Annotated in this window: 15 protein-coding genes; 2 read left to right on the top strand and 13 right to left on the bottom strand. The window is 64.9% G+C overall.

What is annotated here, in order from left to right; translation table 11 throughout:
* Positions 1 to 1,049 precede the first annotated feature (1,049 nt).
* Together OCV66_RS07700 and OCV66_RS07695 are read left to right on the top strand one after the other, a co-directional pair.
* Positions 1,050 to 1,577 (top strand): hypothetical protein, encoded by a 528-nt coding sequence (locus OCV66_RS07700; RefSeq protein WP_262564148.1) that lies wholly within the window; start codon positions 1,050 to 1,052, stop codon positions 1,575 to 1,577.
* Between the two features lie 28 nt (positions 1,578 to 1,605).
* A complete protein-coding gene (locus tag OCV66_RS07695) occupies positions 1,606 to 1,842 on the top strand; it encodes a hypothetical protein (protein WP_054326499.1) in 237 nt (78 codons plus the stop codon).
* A gap of 1,004 nt (positions 1,843 to 2,846) precedes the next feature.
* Here the strand turns inward: OCV66_RS07695 and OCV66_RS07690 are convergent.
* From OCV66_RS07690 to OCV66_RS07630, 13 genes are read right to left on the bottom strand one after another with little or no spacing between them, the layout of a single operon-like run.
* Complete coding sequence (locus OCV66_RS07690; RefSeq protein ID WP_054326498.1) at positions 2,847 to 4,337, bottom strand: PP2C family protein-serine/threonine phosphatase; 1,491 nt, start codon at positions 4,335 to 4,337, stop codon at positions 2,847 to 2,849.
* A gap of 15 nt (positions 4,338 to 4,352) precedes the next feature.
* Complete coding sequence (locus OCV66_RS07685) at positions 4,353 to 6,518, bottom strand: ATP-binding protein (RefSeq protein WP_054326497.1); 2,166 nt, start codon at positions 6,516 to 6,518, stop codon at positions 4,353 to 4,355.
* A 14-nt stretch (positions 6,519 to 6,532) separates the two neighbouring features.
* Positions 6,533 to 6,910: a DUF4280 domain-containing protein gene (locus OCV66_RS07680; RefSeq protein WP_054326496.1), complete on the bottom strand. Its 378-nt coding sequence runs from the start codon at positions 6,908 to 6,910 to the stop codon at positions 6,533 to 6,535.
* Positions 6,911 to 6,921: 11 nt separating this feature from the next.
* On the bottom strand, positions 6,922 to 8,238 hold the full coding sequence (locus OCV66_RS07675; protein WP_054326495.1) for a DUF4255 domain-containing protein: 1,317 nt from the start codon (positions 8,236 to 8,238) through the stop codon (positions 6,922 to 6,924).
* A gap of 20 nt (positions 8,239 to 8,258) precedes the next feature.
* Positions 8,259 to 10,589, bottom strand: coding sequence for an MORN repeat-containing protein (locus OCV66_RS07670; RefSeq protein WP_147574063.1), 2,331 nt, complete (start codon positions 10,587 to 10,589; stop codon positions 8,259 to 8,261).
* A gap of 47 nt (positions 10,590 to 10,636) precedes the next feature.
* Positions 10,637 to 11,053 (bottom strand): hypothetical protein, encoded by a 417-nt coding sequence (locus tag OCV66_RS07665; protein WP_054326493.1) that lies wholly within the window; start codon positions 11,051 to 11,053, stop codon positions 10,637 to 10,639.
* 15 nt (positions 11,054 to 11,068) lie between these two features.
* The gene (locus OCV66_RS07660; protein WP_147574062.1) at positions 11,069 to 13,651 is read right to left on the bottom strand and encodes a HAMP domain-containing protein; all 2,583 of its coding nucleotides are present in this window, start codon (positions 13,649 to 13,651) and stop codon (positions 11,069 to 11,071) included.
* Between the two features lie 4 nt (positions 13,652 to 13,655).
* Entirely contained in the window at positions 13,656 to 14,384 is a 729-nt protein-coding gene (locus OCV66_RS07655; RefSeq protein WP_147574061.1) for a hypothetical protein, read from the bottom strand.
* Positions 14,385 to 14,412: 28 nt separating this feature from the next.
* Positions 14,413 to 16,194 carry an Ig-like domain-containing protein gene (locus OCV66_RS07650; RefSeq protein WP_147574060.1) on the bottom strand — a complete coding sequence of 594 codons (1,782 nt, stop codon included), beginning with the start codon at positions 16,192 to 16,194 and terminating at the stop codon, positions 14,413 to 14,415.
* Positions 16,191 to 17,288, bottom strand: coding sequence for a hypothetical protein (locus OCV66_RS07645; RefSeq protein WP_054326486.1), 1,098 nt, complete (start codon positions 17,286 to 17,288; stop codon positions 16,191 to 16,193). The genes OCV66_RS07650 and OCV66_RS07645 overlap by 4 nt, the downstream gene beginning before the upstream one ends.
* Positions 17,289 to 17,317: 29 nt before the next feature.
* Positions 17,318 to 19,375 carry a baseplate J/gp47 family protein gene (locus tag OCV66_RS07640; RefSeq protein ID WP_147574059.1) on the bottom strand — a complete coding sequence of 686 codons (2,058 nt, stop codon included), beginning with the start codon at positions 19,373 to 19,375 and terminating at the stop codon, positions 17,318 to 17,320.
* 30 nt (positions 19,376 to 19,405) lie between these two features.
* Positions 19,406 to 22,297 carry a baseplate J/gp47 family protein gene (locus tag OCV66_RS07635; RefSeq protein ID WP_054326484.1) on the bottom strand — a complete coding sequence of 964 codons (2,892 nt, stop codon included), beginning with the start codon at positions 22,295 to 22,297 and terminating at the stop codon, positions 19,406 to 19,408.
* The gene (locus OCV66_RS07630; RefSeq protein ID WP_054326483.1) at positions 22,294 to 22,713 is read right to left on the bottom strand and encodes a GPW/gp25 family protein; all 420 of its coding nucleotides are present in this window, start codon (positions 22,711 to 22,713) and stop codon (positions 22,294 to 22,296) included. The genes OCV66_RS07635 and OCV66_RS07630 overlap by 4 nt, the downstream gene beginning before the upstream one ends.
* Positions 22,714 to 22,722: the final 9 nt, after the last annotated feature.

The raw sequence follows: 22,722 nt of genomic DNA, 5'->3' as shown, positions 1-22,722 counted from the left end.
CCCTCAGCGACGGCTGGAAGAGCGTGCATGAGCTCCCCAGACGCGGCCTCTTTATTGATTGACCCTTTCTCTTTTCTTCTTTTTTCTCAATATGCCGCTGTAACTGGCCTTGGCCGACACGGTGGTATACTCCTCATATCCCTCCGTGGATAACAGCAAAAAGGGACGTTCTGCAGAACGTCCCTTTTTAGTTATTATGTCTACTGCCGACCTGCAACCCACATGCTATCATACTTTTCCGACCGTTAGTTACCCTCCTCTCAACTGTTTTATTGATTCTCAGTTAAGGCTCGGTTGTTTTTGAAATTCAGCTTTCCCATAATTACAGATAAGCCGCTTACGAGCTTTATACTGAAATCGGGAAAAAACCTATTATCAATTTTTCCCATATACGGCTACATAGGTATTTTGATCTTCCTCAGCATGCTGATCAATTATATCTGGCAAAGCGCGGAAAAAGGCATGCTCCTTCCGCTGGGCGAAAATCCCTGCGGCTGCCGGCTGCCCCCATACGTCCCTCGCATCTTTGCAAAATCAATATTTCGTCTAATCCTCTCCACCGCGCACAACGGAACGCGCCCGTTTCCCGTCTAACTTTCCCTGCCTATTGTGGGACGGGCGAAAAACGCTATAATTTGTATGATTTTACATAGAAAAACAAAATATCGATTTCGACTTCTTTAACGCCGTAGTGCTGGCTCTGTCGGGCTGCTACAGTGTGCTGGCGGCTCTTTTCGATCCGGATACCGCCATCTCCATATTCGGCACCGCCTACTGGTTCCCCCCAGATCGCTGCAGGGCTTTTTGTTGCCCAGCGGCCGGCCGGACAGTTCTGGTGCATCTTTTTCCTGCGACGCGGTTTCCATCCTGAGTTCTACCGCAGGCTATGTGATCGGGTCCTGGTTTTCCCCTTTGACACCGCGAATCCCGGCATGCTTTGCGTGCGCAACCTGGGCATCATACTGGGGACAGTCTTTGCGGTGCGCTTCCGGACTCCCCGCTTCCAGCACCTGTGGCGCGCCGAAAGGGTACCTTGGACACCGCTGGCCATGACGGTGTTCATGCTGGAGCTGATGATCCTCGCCATGACCACCTATCCCGAGCTAATCTTCTACCGCAGGGGCGAGCATATCAATCTGCTGCACGTATGCGCAGTCAGCGGCGCGGTGCTGTTCATGCTGGTGATTTGCCTGAGTCGGGTAAAGGCCTCTGCGGACCACGCCAAGGAACATGAGGTCCAACTGGCCATGTCCGAACGGTATTACGCCGAACTTACGACCCAGCCGCAGGGAAACCGCATCCGGCTTCACGATTTACGCCACCATGTCAACGTCTTGAGCGGCCTGTGCAGCCAGGGCGATATGGCGGGGAGCGTTTCCTATATCGCGGGAATAGAGCAGTCCATTCCACCCTCCCGCTACCGACACTATTGCCTCAGCGGCGCGGTGAACGCGCTGCAAAAAGCACTGGGAGCGATGGAAAAGCAGCCGCATGCTACCGCGCCTCCGCGGGCGACCGCCGTACCATACAACGAAATGCGGCGGCAATATTGCAAAGTCCCCTTTACGCTGTCATAAAATACAAAGCAAGCAGCGGAGAAACGCTTTGTTTCACGCAGTATCCAAGCAACAGCGGCTGGATGATTACCTCAAGGCGCTGGATATGGCGAGCAAATATATGGACGAACTGTGTCGGGAGGACGCAGGGAGCGACGCACTGCCAGCATGGCTGCGGAGCTACAGCGGCAAACTGGAAGAACTGTTCGGAAGCTATATTGTGGACCCTTACGCCGTGATCGGCGGAAAGATTATTGCGCCCCCTGTGGAGGGATGCGGCGTATGATTACGGCTCCGCCGACTAGTACCGCAGTACTCTGTCCGCCGCCGGGATCGTATTCAGCGACATATACATAGATGCGATTTCACCATCTCCCGCAATCTGGAAGGGTGGGGGACGTGCTGGCCATGGATGTGTGCCTGACCAACGAAAGCGTCATGGATATCGAATACGCGGTTCCCGAAAGCTATCATTCACACAGCTTTGCAGCCGCCGTCTTGCCTGGAACAGTTTTACCACCGAGTTCACCCGACACAGCACCATATAGGGGACCACTGGCTTGCTGATGATATCCATGCCCCCATCTCGTAGGCGGCTTTCATGGAGGCGTCCGGCTCGGCTGTAATGAGGAACACAGGAAGCGTTTCCAGCAGGGCCAATCCTCCTCTTTCAGCCCCCGCAGGGCTTCCAGGCCGTTGTTATCCGGCCTGAACACATGCAGCAGCACCGCGCACGAATGGCCACGCCCCCGCAAGATGGCCTGCAGTCCGGAGCGGCCGTTGTCCGCCTCCTCGCTGGCATACTATTGTGAGAATAAATGCTGCAGTATCCCTCAGTTGATTTCGTCATCGTCAATAATCAGAATGGTATTCATATCAGATGCACACGCAGACAGCTGATTAATACGTTCCATGTAGCGTTTCCTCCTGTTCCAGACATCCAGCACAGGATGGAGCCTTACAGCCGCCGCTCTGCTGGGGACGCGAGGCGTGCTGCACCGGATGTTGAAAAATTTATCGCTGTAAAGTTATTTTTGTTATACCATTACCGTCCGGCAAATTTCAAGCGGGGCCGCCCGCATGGACGGCATATCGGCGCCGGATACGGCGTTACGGCTCAGAAAGTCATCAATCTGCGGGGCGCGGACGCGATCAGTACCGGCGCGTTGCCGCCGTTGTCCCTCCCGCCTGTTATCTCACATGCAAAAGCACCGTCCGACTCCTTTGTCGGGCGGTGCTTTCACACCATAGGAAGGCTTCAAGCCGCAAGGCCCCGCACGCCATATCGGTTCAGCTCAGGAAGCACACAATGGTGATCGTGTCCCGCTCCTTCCCCGGTTTGAAGGTGATGTAATCCGCATTGTCTCGGATGAAGCTGACCGCGTTTCCCGCCGGCTCCGCGTCCGCGGACTCCATCGGATCCACGCCGTCCAGCACCGCCGTTACACGAATATTGACCATCTGCGCATCCGGCGCTACGCCGCACTCCACCATCACATGACTGTCCGGCTCCGCCCTGCGGCAGCAGAGCGCGAACACCTCGTCCACCACGACCGCTTCGCGCGCATAGTGCCGCTTGTCGATGCCGTTATCTTCGAACTGCTTTTTGAGGAACGCGGTCACCTCGCCTGCACACTCCGGCCGTGCGGGTACGTCGCAGTGCGCCAGCTCCTTATCGCCCTTGCAGAACAGCAGGGTAAGCAGGGCAAAGCCGCCGTTGTCCCGTCCGCTGCTACAGTGCGCCAGCGCGTGATCGGCCACAAAGCGCAGCAGTTCGCCGCTGTCCAGATTTTTGCTGCGGCTGGTATTGAGGTCGGCGCGCAGGCGCTGCCCGCCATAGGCCTCGCCCGTCCGGTCAGGCAGGTCGGTCAGCCCCGCTGTGTTCAGGAAGATGCGGTCCCCCTGCTTGAAGCGCAGCTCCTGCGAGCGGTAAGACACGTTCTCGTTCATGCCCAGCGGCGCATAGACCGGCGCCTCCAGCCACTCATAGCGGTCCTCGTTGCGCATGAACAGCGGCTGTTGCTGCCCCGCGTTGACATAGGTAAAGCGCCCGTCCGCCGTGCTGAGCGTGGCCACCAGCGCGTTCAGGCTGAACTGGCTGCCCAGGTCGTACAGCTGGGTGTTCACGTCCGCCATCGTTTCCTCCAGCGAGCGCCCCTGCCGCAGGCGGCTGCGGATGGTCGTCTGTGCGATGACCATGAACAGCGCTTCCGCCACGCCGCCGCCCGGCGTCTGCCCCAGCACGATGCACAGCAGGCCGGGATCGATAAAGAAATAGTCGTAAAAGCGGCAGTCCCGCCCCATGCCCTGCTCGATCAGGCCGCTCACCTCAAAGTGCGCGCGGCTGGGGATATCGGGCAGCACCTGCGGCAGGGCGGACGCGCAGATCTCCTCCGCCATGCTGCGGCGCGCGCGCTCCTCAGCCTCCTGTGCGGCCGAGCGGCAGGCCTGTTCCAGCCGGTCATCCTCCCGCTCGGCCAGTCGCTGCACAGCCTGCGCCAGCGCGCCGACTGCACCGCCGCGTCCGGTCAGATCGGGCGGGAGCGCGTCCTCCTCGTCCGCGGCGCATCGTTCGACCGCTTCGCGCAGGTCGTCCAAACCGTCGTCCGCCCCGTCCCGCAGCAGACGCAGAGCCCACGCCGCCAGCACAGCGCCCACAGCCGCCATTCCGACACAGGCCGCGACCAACCCTGCAGACGGCCGCACCGCCGCCAGCAGCAGGATATCCACGGTGGTCGCTGCCAGCACGCCAGCCAGTATGTTGCGTTGTTGCTTGTTCATCTTGCATCCTCTCCGTTACGGGGCCTGTTCCCCCTCGTCTGTCAGCAGGTCGGCATACTCGCGCAGCTCCTCCCGCACGACGACGATGTCGTTTTTCTTCATTTCGCCCACCGCGGCGCGCAGCAGGTGCCGCATGCCGATCGGTCTGTCCTCGCCCGCCGCCATGAACGCGGCCGACAGCACGATATTCTTGATATGCCCGCCGGACAGCTCGAACTTCTCCGCCAGAAAGCCCCAGTCGATATCCCCGGCCAGCGGGGTGGCGGAGGGCATCATGCGCCGGTAGATATCCTCGCGCATACGGCGGTCCGGAAAGGGGAAATTCACCACATAGGTGATGCGGCGCATGAACGCCTCGTCGATGTTGCCGATCAGGTTGGTCGCCAGGATGCACACCCCGTCGTACTCCTCGATCTGCTGCAGCAGGTACGCAACCTCGACGTTGGCGTTGCGGTCGTGCGAGTCCTTCACCTCACTGCGCTTGCCGAACAGCGCGTCGCATTCGTCAAAAAACAGGATGCAGTTGGAGTTCTTCGCCTCGGCGAACACCGCCTGCAGGTTTTTCTCGGTCTCGCCGATGTATTTGCTGACGATCTGCGAAATGTTGATCTTGTACATCTCCATGTTGAGCTGGCGCGCGATGATCTGCGCGCACATGGTCTTGCCCGTGCCGGGCGCGCCCGCAAACAGGATGGACAGTCCGCGGCCATAGGCGACCTTTTTTTCAAAACCCCACTGATGATACACGCGGTAGCGGTAGCGGATATGCCCGCAGGCCTGCTGTATCAGCCGCTTCTGCGCGGAGGGCAGCACCACGTCGTCCCAGGTATACGCCGCCGGCACGCGGTGCGCCAGATCGCCCAGCTTATGCACCACCTGCCGGTAGCAGGCGGCATGCAGCCGCGCGCCGTCCAGCAGTTCCTGCCCGTCCAGCGCCGCCATTCCCGCCGCCTGGCGGCAGGCCTGTCGGATCTGCTGTGGGGAGAAATGGAACTTGGCCGCCAGCTCCTCGGCGGTCACGTCGGGCGCCAGGCGGCTGTCCCGCAGGTGGGTGCGGAACAGTTCGAGCCGCTCGCTCTCGGTCAGCGGCGGCAGTTCCAGATCGACGGTCAGCCGCTGCACCCGCGCCCGCACCGGCAGGCGCGACAGCAGGAACAGGCGTTCCCTGCCGGTTTCCATAGCGCAGAGCGCGTCCACTAACTGCTGCGGTGCGGCGATCCGGTCGCCTGCCTCGTTTTCCCGATCCAGATGGTAAAAGCACAGATAGGCGTCCAGCAGGCAGGCCGCGAGCGCGGCCTCCCCGGCGCGCGCGCGCCAGTCCTCCCCTTCCAGATCGGCGAACACGCCGCGCTGCCGGTGCCGCGCCAGCAGGTGCTTGATCTGGAACAGCTTACCGCTGCCCGCCCCGCCGGACAGGCAGAGTACGCAGGGCAGGCGCTCCTCCATCATGCGGTCCAGCCGCCGCGCAACCTCCCCCTGCACGATGAGCGGGCCGTCTGGGCGGCCCGCCGCCCCGTCGAACACCGTCAATCCCTGCCGGCCCGCGATCGTCCCACCGGAAAGGTATTCCAGCGTCAGCGGCTGCAGCACAAGCTCGCCCCGCGCCAGCGCGTCCGGCTCGAACAGGCGGGAAAACCGCCCCTGCCAGGCGAATCGCGCCAGATACTGCTCCATATCGCCGCCCTTAGGCAGGAAAAGCTGCACCGCCAGCGCGACACCCGGGCTTTTGCGGGTCATATCGTCTTGCAAGTAGGCGAGCAGCTTTTCATATTTGCGGTCGAGCACAGCCGCGTACGCCAATATCACGCAGTTCTGCTCGAACGCATCCAGACCGCAGCGCTCGAACAGACGCAGCAGCGGGATATCCGCTCCGCCCTTGCGCCCCAGCCGCAGGGCGATCGCCGCCTGCGCCTCCCCAATCTGAGCGCTCTCCTCCGGCTCCAGTTCCTCCTCCAGCCCCATCTGGGCGGATCGGGCGAGCTGGTGCTCGAACTCCTCGCGCGTCACCACCAGCCCGAGCATGTTTTTCATCTCGCTCGCTGGGCCGAGCCATTGATGGTGCGCGTAAAAATAGTACAGCCGCAGGTCGAGCCACACGAACAGGTCGCGCATCAGCGCCCATTGGCTGTCATACCCCGCGCCGGTCGTCAGGTCGACCGGCCGGATTTCCTCCGCCCGCATCGCGTCTCCTCCTTTTACGGTGTTTTGACCGTCACCGCTGGCGTCATCGTCACCTGAATCACGCCGCCGTACTGGCACATCAGCTTGCTCGCGTTATTGAGCAGTGTTTTACCGCAGACCGCGACGGTCGGCGCGCCGGGCGTCCACGGCGCGACGGTTACCGGTATGCAGGCGCTGGGCGTCAGCACACCCAGCGCAGCGGCGGTCGCCGCCGCGACCGCCGGATTGGCCGGGCAGGAACACATACCGAAGGTCGTGCATTTGTTGTCCATAATGGTCGCCGCGGGCATGCTGCCCATCATGACCGTCTGCTGAGAAACGACCGGCAGCACCATCGGCACGGTGCCGAACGAACAGGTGCATACCGCTGTATTGACGACTGGATTTGCCATGCTTTTTCTCCTTATTCAAACCGCAGGATGACTGCCTGCTCCCCGTCCGTGACGGGCTCAGCGTACTGTATGCTGCCGCCGCAGAACACGGCCAGCCGTGCCGCCTCGCGCAGCATCATGCTGAGGCGGCCCTGCCCGTCCGTGCGATACTGCTGCGCGGGCAGGAGCGCCCTGCCGCGCGTGTGCGCGTGCGCCAACGGCGCGGCCAGACGGCCTTCCTCTCCCTCGACCGCCTGCAGGTGAACCAGCTCGGGCGCCTCTTTCTCCTCAAGCAGGAATACGCCCGGCACGGGCAGCGTGTCCGCCCCGCCCCGGCAGAACAGGCGCAGCGTCTGCGCGCCCTGCTCCGCCTTATCCTGCGCCAGCTTGAGCGGCGCGGACTCGGCCGCCGCCAGCCAGACCGGCTGGTCCGCCAGCGGCTTCCCGCCGCGCGTGACAGTCAGGCGCACCGTGGCCGCGTCCTTGCCAAAGGGATAGCCCAGCCCTGGCTTGAGGTCGGCGCTGCCCTCCCACACCGCATCGGGCTGGATCTCCATGACCAGCTCCTCGGTCTGGAAGCCGCGCAGGCTGACCGACAGGGTATGCCGACCGGCCGGCAGATCGGTCCAGACCCGATAACCGCCCTGCTTTGCCTGCGGCTGGCTGGGCGCGCCATCCACGCGGAACAGCGCGCCGCTGTTTTCGACCGGCGTACCCAAAAATCCGTCCCGCAGCCGCAGCACCGCGCTCACGCGGCGCTGCACTTGGCCCTCGTGCGCCTCCGGATCGATCGCGACCTTGAAATCGGTGACGCGCGCGATGCGGCGCTGCCGACGGGAGGCGATCGTCACGCCGGTGACCATGAGTACGAAAGACAGCTTGTATTCCTTGGAGGTGTTGTTCCAAATCTTGAGCAGCTGTTCGAGCGGCACCTTCTCCACCGCCAGATGGAGCTGCGCGCGCTCCTCCGCGAGCGAGCCGGCCAGGTACCGCTGCGGCACGACCGGATTGTCCCGCAGGGTCTGGATCGCCGCACCGATAATGCGGTGCTGGTCGGCCTGCCGGAGCTGCGCCGGCGCTTTGGAATGGGCGGTCGCCAGATAGCGCAGGGTATACTGCGCCGCCGTGCGGCGCTGGGTGTTCTGGTCCATCTGGTAATAGCCGCTCGTCATGTTCTGATTTTCTTCCTCGATATGATACAGGTACAGCGTTAGCTGGTTGTTCTCGCTCTCATGTGGAGAGCACAGCGCGATTAGCTCGCGGTTGCCCAGCGGCTCGGGGGTCAGGCTGTCGCGCAGCAGCTCCACCACTGCGTTGCCCGCCTCGACGATGGCAGTATAATCAGCCAAGCCCGTTCACTTCCTTTCCGTTATTGTGCGGATGTATCGTACAGCGGAAGCAGCGCCTCCGCCAGCCAGTCCTGCGTGCGCGATACCCAGCCGCCGGTCAGCTCGTTGAGCGTATTGGCCTGCCGGGTGAACACGCCGACCGCCTGATAGAGCGCGGTCTGGCTGTCCGCGCGCGCGGAGAGCGCTTCGTACCATCCCGCCTTGCTGCCCGTACCCATCGCATAGGCGCCCGCCGCGTCCGACGCCGCGGACGCGGCCTGCTCATAGGTGGACCGCGCGCTGTTTACACCGCTATATGCCGCCGTAAGATCGGCCAGCGCCGTTTTAAGCGCCAGCGTGCGCGCGTCGTCCGCCGCGCTGTCAGCACTGTCCGCATCGCCGCCGGCCTGCGCATAAGCGGCGGCCACCAGCGCCAGATCGTTGACCTGTAGCGTCGTCGGGTCGAACAGCACAGACAGCCCGCTCAGGTCGTACAGCGCGGGATCGCCGCCGCCCGCAGCGGCCGCCTCCATCGCAGCCTTGGCCATTTCGGTGGTGCAGACGCTGATCTGACCGTTTAGCTCAGTCTGGCGGCTCTGCAGCGCGGATACCGCGTCCGCACTACCCGTGCCGCTCGCCTGCGCGTTCTGCGCGTCGCGCAGCAGCTCCTGCGTGCGCGTCAGACTGCCCTCGAGCGCGGCGCGCTGCTCCGCGTTCTCCCAATAGTCCAACATCGCCTCGACCGCGCGCGCCGCGTCCGACGCGATCGCGCAGCCGGAAAATGCGCCGCTCACGTCCGCCTGGCCGTAATACGGGTTTTCCGCGCTCTGCTGCACCGCGCCGGTGCCGTTCATCCGGTCGAGCGACGCCAGGAACGCCTCGAGTTGTGCCTGCTCCTTGGCCGCGGCCTCCGCTTCCGCCGCAGCGTCCGCATCCGACGCGGCTGGCAGGGCGGTGGCCAGCGCCCAGCGCACCAGCACGGCCTGGTCGTTTTTGCGCAGCACCTCGGCGTTGCAGCCGTCCAGCGCATAGACCTCGCTGGTATACGAACCTGTGGACAGGTTCACGCCGTCGGTCTTGCTGTACTGCCGCGTGCTTACCGCGGGAGCCGGCCATCCATCCAGCGTCACGTTCGCCTGCCCCGGCAGCAGAGCAAAGCGGGATTCGCGCGGCGCGGACAGGTAGACCGTATGCACCGCCGGCTCGCTGTCCGCGGTCTGGTAGCTGCACAGCGCGGACAGGCCGATGGCGGGCGAGCTGATGACAAAGCCGCCGCTTACCTTGTCGTAGTCGGCCGTGCCGCTCTCGCCGAGCGCCTCGCGGAACTCCTCCGCGGTCAGCGTCACCAGCCAGGCGCCGTCCACGGTGCCGTTCGCCATCCGGCCGACATAGGCGGTCTTGCCGCTCTGGGTGTACAGGGTGCCGAAGCCCATGGGGACCGTGCCGTCCGCCTCGCCGTCGTAATACAGCCGTCCCGCCTTGTACCATTGGATTGAGCCGTCGGGCGCGCCGTCCGCAAATACCGCGTCGATCCGCTCGTTTTCCGCCGGATACAGGCTACCCTCGCCGCTATACAGTCCCTGCGCGAAGCCGCCCTCGTATAGCTTGACTCCCTGCTCGTCGTATGCCGTCCCCTGGCCCTCATACAGGCCGTCCGCGAACGCACCTTTGTACTGCACGCCGCCGTTTGCGTAATACGCCATACCCTCGCCGGACTGTACGCCGCCGGCAAAGCCTCCCTCGTACAGCAGCACGCCGTCCTGATACAGCGTCCCTTCTCCCTCATACAGGCCGTCCGCAAACTCGCCCTCGTACAGCAGGAGCCCCGCCTCATAGGCCGTGCCTTTGCCCTCGCGGCGGCCGTCCGCGAACGCGCCCTCGTAAAGGAGCAGCCCCGCCTCGTCGTATTCCCTGCCCTGGCCCTGCAGCAGGCCGTCCTCCAGCCGTCCCTCATACAGGGGGAGGGTTTTCTCCGCATCCGAATAGACGACCACACGGCCGGTCCAGTTTTCGATGCGGTTGTCCCCCACATAAAAATGCGCGGTAAAGAAATGGCTCAGGAGGAACGGCCACGCCACGAAATACGCCAGCAGCGCCAGCACGATCACGCCGACCGCCAGCGTGAGCAAAAACTTTTTGGAAATGAACAGCCGTCCGGTCTCCACATAATCGCCGCGCGAGGTCGGCTTTTTGGCGATCGCAGCGGCGGACTGCAGCGAGTCCGCCGCCACCTTGGTCGCCTGCCGCGAAAAATTGGTGAGCCGTTTGAGACGCGCCCACAGCCCCACCAGACGGCGGGTGAAAAACGCACGGATCGTACGGAAAAATATCCCGAAAGACCGCAGCAGTTGTGTCAGCAAATGGCTCAGCAAAATGTGTTCCTCCTCAGGCGTGTACCCCTGTTACACGTCATACTCTCTCAGATGCTCAAAACGGAATAATGGACCAGCAGCCACAACGCGGCCAGCGCCAGTACCACCGCCGCCGCAAGCCCTGCCGCCCGCAACAGCAGCCTGCGCCGGTAATCCGGCGGGGTGTAAAGCGTCTGCTCCGGCGAGCGGCGGACATAGCCGTCCGCGCAGATGTACGGCCGCGCGCCCTCGTCCGGCGCGTCCCATGCCGCGTCGTCCTCCAGCTCCTCCGGCTGCCTGCCCGCGCGACGGCGCGCGGCATCGCGTCCCGCTCCGTCGATCGCGCTGTTGGCCCTGCCGGCCAGCCGGCTGATTTCACCGATCAGGCTGGTCTTGCGCCGCAGCTTTGCCGTCTCGCCCGCAGCGCGGTTTTTGACCGTGGATTCGATCTGTTTGCGGATGATGTCAAGCTGTGTCAAGCCCATCGCGCAGCCCTCCCGTCATATTCCATATTCCAGGCTGACCTCCTGCTCCGGCCGGCTGGCCAGCCGGTCAGCCAGATAGAGATAATAGCGCGCCCCGCCATCGTCCGGGTGGTCGTGCACCAGCTCGAGGAAGATGCGCTTGGCGGCGGCAAAATCATGGCTATACAGCGCGAACACACCCTGCGAAAACTGCCGGCCGGTCGTCTCTTTGCCGCGGCGCACGCCGTACGGGTCGCCGTCGAATATCTCGTAAACACGGAGCAGCTCGTCCCCCTGGCGGCTCTTGCCCATATAGCGGCTGCCATAGCCCGCCGCACCGGCGATCACGTTCTCCGTACACAGGATGCCCGCGTCCAGCCGCCCTGCTAGGCCGATCAGGTGGCGCGCGGTGGTAAAGCTGGCGGAGATCGTGGCCGGCTCCATCTGGTTCTCGTCGCCGACGACGCCGATCATCACCTCGCCCACGTCCAGCGCAATACGCAGCGTAACCGTCGGCAGGCCGTCGATCGCGCGCTGCTCGTTGAGCGAGAGCACCTCCTGCTGCACAGCTACCGCCGTGCTGACCGCGTCAGCCTCGCCGCCATCCAGCACCACGTCATAGCCATTGTAGGCGAAGTTGAACACCGTTCCACCCTTGCGCGCCACGATTGCGGCCGTGCGCTCGATCACCTCGTTGATGCTTTCAAACAAGGCGCGTGTGGCGTTGTCGTATACCCGTCCTGGGAACTCGAACCATACCTGCATCGCGGACATGCGCCGCGATGCGAACGTGCGCTTGTCAACCTCCAAAATCGAGTCCTTGCCCAGCAGGGCGAGCACGCGCTCGGGTACGAACCGCAGATAGGCGCGGATCACCCCCGCAAGGTTGTCCTCCTGCCGCTGCATGGCGCGCGCCATGCTGTTGAACGACGCGGCCAGCCCTTCCAGCTCGTCTCCGGTGGAAAGCGAAAGCCGCGCGGCCGTGTTCCCGCCGGACAACCGCTCCATCGCACGGCTGACGCAGCCCAGCCCGCGGCCGACCAACAACAGCACGATCACCGCCGCCGCCCAAAGCAGCGCGATACCCGCCCACAGGCCGGATATGACACGCGCTGTGTTATCCTCCAGCCGCGCGGCCAGCGCGCCGCCCGCCGCTGTCAGGAAAACCGCTTTCCCCTCCCGATACAGGCAGAGGCAGAACGCCTCCCCCTCCTGCGAGAAAGCGCTGCCGTTTAACACAGCCTGCCGCGCCAGCGCTTCGGAAAAGCCCGGCGAAAGCGCCGCCCTGCTCCCCGCCGGCAGCGCGCCGCCGCACACTATCCAGCCGCCCCCGCTCTGTTCGTATACCGCGGCCGTTACCGCCGCATAATCGCCCGAGGACAGGGCGCTCAGGCTGTTCTCGATCTGCGCGGGCAGTTCTTCGTCCGGCGCGCCGCTGTCCGCCGCTATCACCGCGGCGCCTGCCAGCACGCTTTCCACCTCTCGCACCAGATTGCCGCGCACCATCGGCCCGACCATCAGGCCGCCGGCCAGCGTGCCGGCCGCCAGCGCACACACGGCCAGTACGCCGCCCGCGCCGACCGCCAACGGCAGGAAGCTGTGCCGCCGGCCGCACAGCAGGTACCAGACCAGCGCCGTTGCCAGCAGCCAGCCGAGCAGCAGGCCGGCCAGTATCGCAATGCTGGCCGCGTCCGAGCGGTACAGCAGGCCGTTCAGCGAATCCACGCGGCTCTCGGTCACCCGTTCAAGCGTGCGCCCGTCCCGCAGCAGCAGCACGCTGCCATCCCCGCCGAACGACAGACTGTTCAGCCCGTCCAGCGTCGCGCTGCGCCCAAGGTCGAACACCTCCGCGCACGCCGTCCCGGCAAGGTCGCAATAAAACACCTTTAGGCTGGCGCTGTCTATGTAAAAAAGACCCGTGCCAACCTGTGTCAAATATGCCACTATGCAGTTGTCCAGGGAAAAGTCCACGCTCCTCCCGTCCAGCTCGAGCCACCCCGCGCCGCCGAGCGCGGCCGTCGCGTCCGCCAGCACCGCGGCCGCGGACGCGCCGCGGGCGGGCAGAAGCTCGCCTTGCTGCAGGCCACTTCCCGCGCCGCAGCGGTATATCTGCGCCATGCCGTCATCCACCAGCACAAACTGCACCGCGCCGTCCTGCTCGCTGAAACCGGACAGGAACGTACCCTGCCCTGTCGCCGCGCCCGTGCAGGGATACACGAGCAGGCGCTCCGCTTCTCCGTCCGTCGGGATGCGGTAAACGGACAGGTTCTGCGATGCGCTGTCCGCCCGCTCATATACGCCGAGCCAAACCGCCCCGTCCGCCGCCGGATACAGGCCCGCGACCGTGCAGTCCACCGCTGAAACCGGCAGCTGTACGGTCCGCTCGCCCGTCCGCCGTCCGTCCAGCGTGCCGGTCGTCAGGCGGAAAGCGTCGTCCGTCCGGCTGACCACCGCGGCCGATCCTTCCCCGGCCGACGCAGCCAGATACCGTTCGGTCCCCCAGCCGTTGACCAGCACGGACAGGCAGTCCGCCGCGAGCGGCTGGAAGAACAGCGCCAGCACAAACGCGGTCAATATGCCGATGATGATGAATGATATCTTGTTTCGTGCCGCACCCACAGTTTTACCTCCGGTTTCGTCTGAACGCCCTCTTTATGTTTTTCCACAGGAACGCAAACCAGCGCTTGAACGCATTTTTTTGATCGAGCGCCTCGTATTCCACAGTAATATCCTCCACCGCCCGATGCCAGCCTGCGTACAGCGGAACGATGGACGGGAAATCCCCCCGTTCCAGCCGGCGGCAGAACGCGCGCTCCGCGTCCCCCTGCCGGAAGCGGGGCGCCAGTATCTTGCGCGCGTGGTCGGAGGCCAGCAGTGCCAGCTCGCGCGCGTTCATCGCCTCCATCGGGTGTATGCGAAAGCGCAGGGCGATGCGTTTTTCCCTCGCGTCCACCCGCACGTTATCCGCCAGCAGCGCCGCACAGCCGACCGCTGGCGGCAGGTCCGCCAACAGCAGCGCCTGGTGCAGGAGCTGCTCGGCAAAGGCCAGCCGGTCGCGCCAAGACCAATCCGCGCCGCGGTAAAAAACCCGATCGATCGGCACGCCGCCGCAGGGCCGGAATACCGCGGTCAGGCTCTCCTCCGCCAGAAAAGCCTCGCAAAAGGCCGGGCAGTCCTTTATCTCGGAGAAAAGCCGCGCATAGATGGGCAGCCACGCCCCCTCATAGATATTGAGCAGGCGCACAGGGGTTTCGCGCTCCGTGATATCCACAGCCTCTGCAAAGGCATAATCGTCTCCCGCCTCCAACACGCGGACGATCTTATACCGCCCGCGCACCATCACCGTTTCCATGCGCGCCCTCCTTTCCCGTTATCCTGCTTTATTCCACGATGACGAACGCGCTCGCCGTCACGCTCTCGTCCACGCCCGCGGTGGCGATGATCTCATAGGTACCCGCCAGTTCGGGCGCCTGATAGATGCCGTTGCGGTCGATCGCGCCGCCATTCTCCTCGCGCACCTGCCAGCGCACGCTTTTATCCTCGCTGCCTACCACGTCGGCCTCGAAGCGCAGCGTGCCGCGGCAGCTCACGCGCGAGAACTCCGGCGTGACGCTGATGCTCACCTTGCGCTGCGCCAGGATACGGCTGGTGTCCCGCTCGGGCTTCTGTGCGAAGTAATGCACGGTCAGGCGGTTGCCGTCCACGCTGTCGTGGAGCCACAGGCCGATGCGCATGGTGCCGCGCTCCGGATAGACCAGCGCCGCGGCCTCCGCCCAGGGCGGCGCGGCCGGCGCGTTCTTACCCTTGAATACCTCGCTGCTGCCGTACAGCAGGACGGTTTCATCGCCGCTCGCCTTGTCCTCAAATTCCACGCTCAGGCGAATATCCACCGCGCCCGGCCCCAGCCCGTGCGCGATCTCGTCCGAATACACGCGGCTGTTGACGCGGATGCCGCCCGGTAGGGTCAGGTCCACCGTGCCGTGCGCGACCGCGTAGTCATACTGCTCCGGAGAGGGGATGCCGAAGTCAAAATGCAGCGCTCCGGTCGCTGCCTGATAGACCGCCTTCACATCCGGCTTCTGCCAGTATTCCAGGCTGCGCACCGAGGTCGTGACCGCCTGCGGCCCGCCTCCCCCGCCGGTCTGCCCTGCCTGACGGCCGAGCGCCTGCCCGAACGGCAGATCAGTCACGCCGCTCAGAAACACGCCGCCCGCGGAGTTGATCAGCTCGAGCTTTGCCAGGTAGATCGGGATATCGCGGCCGAGCAGGCGACGGTCCAGATTGTCTGCCGTGCGCACGCGCGCGTCCAGGTCCGCCTGGTCACTGCACAGATGTACTCCGGCCTCGACCTCGATGTAGTTCTTATACCGGTGGCTGCCCAGCTCGAGATCAAGCTCGCCGCCGGAGGGGAACAGCTTGCTGTCCACATCGCGGAGCTGACGGGCGCGGAGTGTGAAAGCTGCCGTGTATACGCGGCGCTTTTCCTCCGGACTTTCGCTGAATTCCATGCACACACGGCCGTTCTCGCTTTCGACGAACGCGCTCTCGCCGTCCAGCCGGAAATGGACGGGCGGCGTTTTTTCGTTCTTGACCACCAGCATCTGTACCTCGAACTCCTGCCCGCCGCACACGTTGGACGGCACGCTCAGCACGAGCGTCAATTCGTTCGAGGCGTACAGCACGGTCACATTTTCGCGGCCGGCGGCTTCCAGCAGCTCCTGGTAGGCGGGCGACTGGGCGGTCAGGTACACGCGGCAGCCCTCGCGCGTCATATTGAACTGCCGGCTCTCGCCTGTATCTGCACCCACCGCGTTGACCGGCTCGATATCGGTCTCGTCATAGGCCATGCAGAGGTATCCTGTGCTCTGCCCGAGGAGCGACTCCTGCCCCTCGATCATCTGCAGCTTGCGCAGCATGGGTTCTTCGAGCATGATCATGCGCCCCTGATAGTCCAGCGCCATGCCACTCTCAATCAGCAGGGTTGTATCGTCGCTCGCCGCCACGCCGAGGCCGCACACCACGCCCGCGCCGAAGCGCAGCCGGTTGAACAGCTGGGTTTTGCTGCGGTTATAGCGCTGCTCGATCTCAAAATCACGCACGGTCAACAGCTTTCCATAAAAATACCGGTTGCGTTCCATGGGGAAAAAATCAGCATTGCTCATGTTGTCGCTCCTCCGATCGTTGTATCATAATGAATCGTGACGTTTTCGTCTATCACCGCAGGGACATAGCTGCCCACGCGCGAGTTGATGCCCAAGTAGGTATGCCAGTCAAGCTGCACGCACTGCTTAAGCAGCACCAGTTCGAGCGACATTCCCGCTGGGATCAGCCCCTGCATCCGCACCAAAAACCATTCCATCCGGTCGCGGCTGGCAAAGGCGTCCTCGTTCAGCAGGACGAAAAAGCGGTAGGGATCGTCGCCGTACAGCCTGCGGTACAGCACGGGGTTGCGGCACTCTGCCCGATTGGGGTCCACCATGAAATGCTCGATGATGAGCGGCTCCCGTCCGGTCAGGCGGTGTACGCTGCGCCGCACGCCCGCCACGGTGTACAGGGCTTCAAAGTCGTCCAGCGCGGTACGGATGCGTGCGCGCGCGTCCTTTTCCCCCTGTTCCACGCACACCCACTGCGCCAGACAGCCCAGCATCGCATCCGAAGCGCCCGCCGCGTCGAGCTGCCGGGGCAGGGCCTCCACCGCGTCCTCCATATCCTGAAGCATGCTGTTATAAATGGAAAGGTAACGCTGGGTGAAGTCGTCCCCCCGATAGATCGACGGCAGGTAGTCGATCATATGGTCGCCGCCCATGCGCAGGTGCAGCGCCGTGACAGAAGGCGCGCACGCGCCGGTCGCCGTCAGTTCGAAAGCGACCCACAGGTAGCGGCCGGCGCCGGAAAGCCAGCAGTCCGTGCCAGGCGGCTCGGGCGCGCCGTAGCAGCGCCGCAGCAGCGGCAGGGGATCGTCCTCCCCGGGCGCGTCAAAGGCGGCCTGCAGCGCCTCCCACGCAGCCCAGTCCGGCGCGTCCGCGCAGCGGGTATAGATGCGCAGCCCGCAGTCCTGCGGCAGCACGGCGTCCACGATCAGCCGGCTCCAGGCAAAGCCCTTCTCCCCGCTGTCCACGGGCGGCAGGCAGAACGCACCCGCGTGGTGCGGGGGTGGCAGCACCAGCGCGTCGCCCTCGCACGCCACATGGCGGAACAGCCCATTCTGCCACTGCTCGCGGCAGCATAATGTCATAAGATCCTTGATGGCGCTCATGTTTTCCCTCCTTTACGGGAGACCGGCGGCTATATGCGGCCGATCTCCACCTCCGCGCGCCGCAGCACGGCAACCCCGTCCGGCGGCACACGGATATCGCCCGCCGCGGTCTGGTACGCGTCCGGTCCCGCGCCGCGCAGCTCCAGCCTCTGCACCTCCAGCACGCCGGACAGCTTCTGCACCAGTGCCAGCATGTCGCTCCGCCGCACCGGTGCGCCGATATCCGCACGCGCGGCCGACAGACGCGCTTCCAGCGCGTCCTCCACCGTGCGGCGGTCCAGCGTGCCGTTGGTACGCAACTGTACCGTGACATCCACGTCCACATACCGCGGGCCGATCGCCTGTGTGCGCACGCCGATCGTCCGGCGCTGCCCCAGCCGACGGGCCACCGCCGCCAGAAAACGCGTGTCCGGCGCGGGCCGCTTCTCCTCTGAGGCCGGAATCACGACCACCGTCACCATCGCGCGCCCGCGCGCGCCCACAGGCGCCTGCGGGTCATAATCCGGCAGCGCCTTGGCCGCCGCGACGCGCAGGCCTGGTGTGCGCCGCGCCTGCTCCTCATAATCGCCGGCAGACAGGCATTTCCCTGTATGGCAAAGCTGCCGCAGCAGCCGCTGCCCCGCCTCGGCCAAGGATTCCGCGTCCCGCCCGCCGCAGGCGGCGGTGTTGCCGGCCGGCTGGCCGCCGTCCTCGAAATACAAGCCCGCGTCCGCCGGTATATTGCCCATGCCGCACTGGGACACCGTCAGATCCATCACCAGCACCGAGCCCTTGCCCGGCACAACCATCGCGCCGTATCGCCCATTGCCGAAAGAAACCGTCTCCCGCACCGGATCGTAGGTGAACGCCCGGTCGCGCGGGCCGCAGGCATACAGGTCATCCACACAGTGCCACACCGCAGGACGGACCGCACCGTCCGGTTCGAGCGTCTGGCACAGCAGGCGGAAGCGCTGCGGCAGCACGGTCTGGCCGTCCAGATTCAGGTACAGTTCCTCCCCCGGCCGGCCCACGGTATCGAACAGCAGATCGTGTACCCGAACCGGATCCAGGCAGACCACTAACACATTGTCCGCCCCATCCATGGCTGCGGCCTGAGCATCAAGCAGCAGGGTACGTCCCTTCGCCACATTCTCCTCCTCATACTGTTCGAGCTGGGTCAGCCCCTGCGCCGTGCGCAGGAACACGGCCAGCTCTGCCGTGCGCGCGAGCGCGTCCTCCAGCGTGACCCGCTGCCCCGCGCCCGCTTCCACGGTGAACCAGTGGCTACGGGCGCGGGTCTGCTGCTGCGCCGCCTGATACCGGCGGTCGGACACGCCGCACAGGCGCGGCTGCTCCTCGCAGCCCGCACGAATGAGCGTCAGCCGCAGCCAGCGCAGGCCGTCCGCATCCGCGGGCCAGTCCACGGGCGCGGCCAAGCGCACATAACCGCTCCGGCTGAACGCATAGGTTTCATCGGAGAGCGGCCGCACCTGCGCCGCCCCCTCAAAGGTCCACGCGATGTCCCGCGGCGGATCCTGCCCCGCGTCGAACGGGTTGCGAGCCGCGCCCTGCGGCGGCGTTACGTCGAACCACAGCCGCAGCGTCCCGCCCGTCTCGCCGGAAAAGCCCAGCCGCAGCGCGCTGCCGCTCTGTCCGCTGAACAGAAAGGGCCGCAGCTCCATGCTGCCGGACAGCAGATCAGCCGCGTCCGTGGCGCGCCCCTCCTGCTCGATCTGCACGCGCTCGAGCGTCGTACGGCGCGCCATAATCGGCTCGAGCAGTTCAAAGCACACCTCCTGCCGGCTGGTCAGGCGGCTGAACGCGGGCCGCGCCTGCGTGTCCGCCGCCTCCAGCGCGCAGACCGCGGGCTGCGGCGGCGTGGGGCACACCCCGGCCAGCGCCAGCAGCCCCCGCCGCAGGGAGGGCGTGAGCTGGTCCATCTGGTATTGCTGCATCTCCTTATACCAGGCCATCAGCTCCAAAAGCGTGATGCCCGGGTCGTGCGCATTGTGGTCGGTCCACTGCGGACACAGCCACGGCAGGCGGCCGACCGCCTCGTGCATGATATCCTCAAAGCGCTGGTCGTCCAGCTCGCGCGGGATCAGCACAGGCCGTCCCTCCTTTCCTGGTCAGTTTTTCTATCGCACCCGTACATAATGTACACCGCTGCGCACTACTGCATACGGGAAATCCGCATCATGCTCTAATGGGACGAGCCGCGCGCGGCCGTCCTCGTCAAACGCGCCCTCGGCCAGTATCCGGTCGATCGTATGCACGCCCGGCGTATCGCGTACCACGCGCCACAGCTCGTCCGTGCGGATCTGGCTGCCGATCCGGCGCTGCCGCCAGGTATCGCCGATCAGCGTTTCGATCCGGCGAATGATCTCCCGCTGGATCTCCGCCGCGCAGTCTATCTCCTCCAGTTCGACCGCGATGCGCGTGCTCACGGTGATCACGGTCGCCGGACAGACGTGCAGCCTGCCCTCAGCGGTCAGGCAACAACTGCACCGCTCCGCAAGGAAGGCATAGATGCGGTCGCACAGCCGATCGGCGGCGGGTCCGTCGTCCACGCCGGTCACGACCACGGTCACATGCCCGGGCGCGCGGGCGCCCTTTTCGTCCCGTCCGGAAAAGCATTTCACATGCAGCACCTGCGGGAAAGCCTCGAGTACCAGCTCTTCAAAATCGCTCGCGCCTGCCGCGCGGCCGCGGTGGCGCAGGCGCTTGTTGCCGACCGCCTCGATCCGTTCCTGTGGGAAGCGGTCGGTGCCGCCGCCCATCGGCGTGATGTTGACTACACCGCTGATGCGGGGCAGCGCGCCGACCAGCGCGTTCACCCGCCCCGCTGGTACATTGCCGCGCGCGCCGCCGCCGCTGACATAGCGGACGCAGACCGTGCGGTCGCCCGGGGCAGGCACGCGGCCGCGCCGCCCGTCGCCGAAGGACACCGTCCCCGCATACGGGTCAAGCACGAACGCGCGCGCGTCCGGTGCGGCCAGCGCCAAGTCGTCCACCTGCCGCCACCGCACCCAGCAGTGCGTCAGCACGCTGTCCGCCCATTCCAGACGCACGTCCTCGGGCTGTTGCTCAGCGAGGCGCTGCGCATCCGCCAGCGGCAGTGCGCCCGCCTCGTCCACCCATACCTCGCAGGTGGCCACGGGCGTGCGCAGGAGCGTAATCGTCTTGCCCGCGTCATAGGGCGCGGTGTTGAAATACAGAGCCTGCTCCCGCTGAAGCTGCCGCGCCGTGACCGTGTTCAGCCGCACCGCGGCGATGCACGGCTCCGGCCCCTGGAAGCCCGAGCTGCGGCTGACGCGCAGCCAGCAGCCCTCCGCCCCGAACAGGGAAACGCGCGGCAGGCGCTCAGGCAAGTACAGCATCACCTGTCCGGTGTGGTGCAGGTTGCCCGTCAGGTCAACGGCCGCGACCGCCTCGAACCGCTCGCCCGTGCAGCACTCCCAGACCAGCTTGTCGGTCAGCGGCACGCGGCCGACGACCTCGAACAGCAGGGAAAGCGGCATCGCGTGCGGCGAATGGTCAAACCGCAGGTACATGGCGCGCGGCGCCGACTCCATCGGCTCGAGCGCGGGCAGGTGCAGGTCGGTGATGCGGTCCGCGCCCTCGGCTACCGTGCGGCGGCCGTTGTTCTCCGCACCGCACTGTTCTGCGGGTACGAGCGCGTCGTACGCCCAGGACAGTTCGGCTCCACGCACGAACGGCACGATCCAGCGTGCATAATCGGAAAAGCGGTTTTCCACCTCGGCCACGCGGGCGCGGATATACAGGCCCGTCTCGGCGTTGACCTCGCACGGCGCGATGTCGTCCGGCACAGTGAAGCGGGTCTCGAGTACGCCGTCCCGCTTGCAGGAAAATGGATTCCTGTCGCCCTCGGTCTCCAGCCGCCGCCATCCGCCGCCGTTGTAATACTCCCACACCACGGCGGAGATATAGGCGTTGTCCGGCTTGCGCTCGACCGCGCCCCTTTTATCAATGATCGCCTGCGTAAAGTTATAGTGCGGCGGCTGCTCAGGCGGTTCCTCCGCAATCGGCGCGATATCCAGCCGCAGGTTGGCCGTTGCGCCGCGCTTGGTCAGCACCGTGTCCGACCGGATATAGAACAACGCGTATGGCATGGGCCGCTGGCCGAAGCAATAGCCGCCCTCCGGCAGCGCGATGGGCAGGTCGCCGCAAAACAGCGTATCCGCCCGGCAGCGCGCCAGCGGTGCGGAACGCAGGAGGGCGCCCTCGATAGTCAACGCCGCGTCCGGCCGGCCGGTGCAGCAGATGCACCGCCTGCCCGCCTCGTCCGCGTCGATCGACAGGCTGCTGTGCTTTTCCAGCACCAGCCTGCCGTTTTCCGCGCGCACCGTGTCGAACGGCAGGCTTTCACCCGCGTGCATATAGCTCCACTGTAGCGCGGCCAGCTTCTTTGCGCTCTCCTCTTCCAGATAGCGCGCGCTCTGCCGCAGCTCCAGCTCCACCGTACACGGGCAGTCCAGCCGCAGCATGTCCGGCTGGCTGAGCCAGAAGCGGTGGCGCTGCAGGTTATCTCCACAAGGGGTGAAAAACCGCTGCGGCCGCGTCAGGTCGGTCTTTTCCAGCCAGTCCGCCACACCATCCGCATAGTAGATATCCAGCAGGCGCGCTGGGGTGGCCTCGATGGCACGCTCGGTCTCATAAACGATATTGTCGCCCTGTCCGTCCGGCGTGAACACCTGCGTACCCGCCGGCACGGCCACCGGCTCCTCCACCGTTTCATGCACGGTGAACTGCAACGTGCCGGCGGCAGACGCGGGCGCGGGCGGACGGAAGCCGATCAGGTTGAGGAATTCGGTATACAGCTTTTCCGGTACGGAATTCATACGGTCAACCGTCTGCTCGAACATGCGGCAGAACAGCTCGGCCAGCGCCGCGCCCGGGTCGTCCTGCGCGTCCTCAAAGCGCCACTCCGGCGTGTAAGCCGCAGCCAGCGACCGGACCTGCCGCCGCAGAGTGTCCAGCGTGCGCGGGTCCAGCAAGGGGGTGTTCACAGCGCATTACCCCCTTCCGATCCTTCCGTCAGATAAAACGGATAAACATGGTTATAGCGATTGTTGGTGCTGCGCACCGTATAGCTGACCTCTACCACGATCGCGCCGGTCAGCCGGTTCAACTCGCGGCAGGCCACCTCCACGTCCACAATGCGGGGCTCCTGCAGCAAAAGCTGCTCGCGCACCTCATAGGAGATGCTCTGCATCATGGAACTGGAGGCGGCGGCAAAGGTATATTCGATCACGTTGGAACCAAAGCCGGGCCGCATCACGCGCTCGCCCTGCACGGTATTCAGGATGATGCCGATGGCCTCGCGAATATCCTCCTCCTGCCCGACCATAGCGAATTTGCCTGTGCGCGGGTCCACCTGCAGGGGGAATTTCAGGCCCCGTCCCAAAAACTCTTTGCCGTTCACTTGCTTCCA

Origin of the sequence: Agathobaculum ammoniilyticum (assembly GCF_025567315.1) — a bacterium.
In the GTDB taxonomy this organism is placed as follows: domain Bacteria; phylum Bacillota; class Clostridia; order Oscillospirales; family Butyricicoccaceae; genus Agathobaculum; species Agathobaculum ammoniilyticum.
The sequence above is the reverse complement of the archived record's forward strand: the minus strand, read 5'-3'. Positions and strand labels throughout refer to the sequence as shown.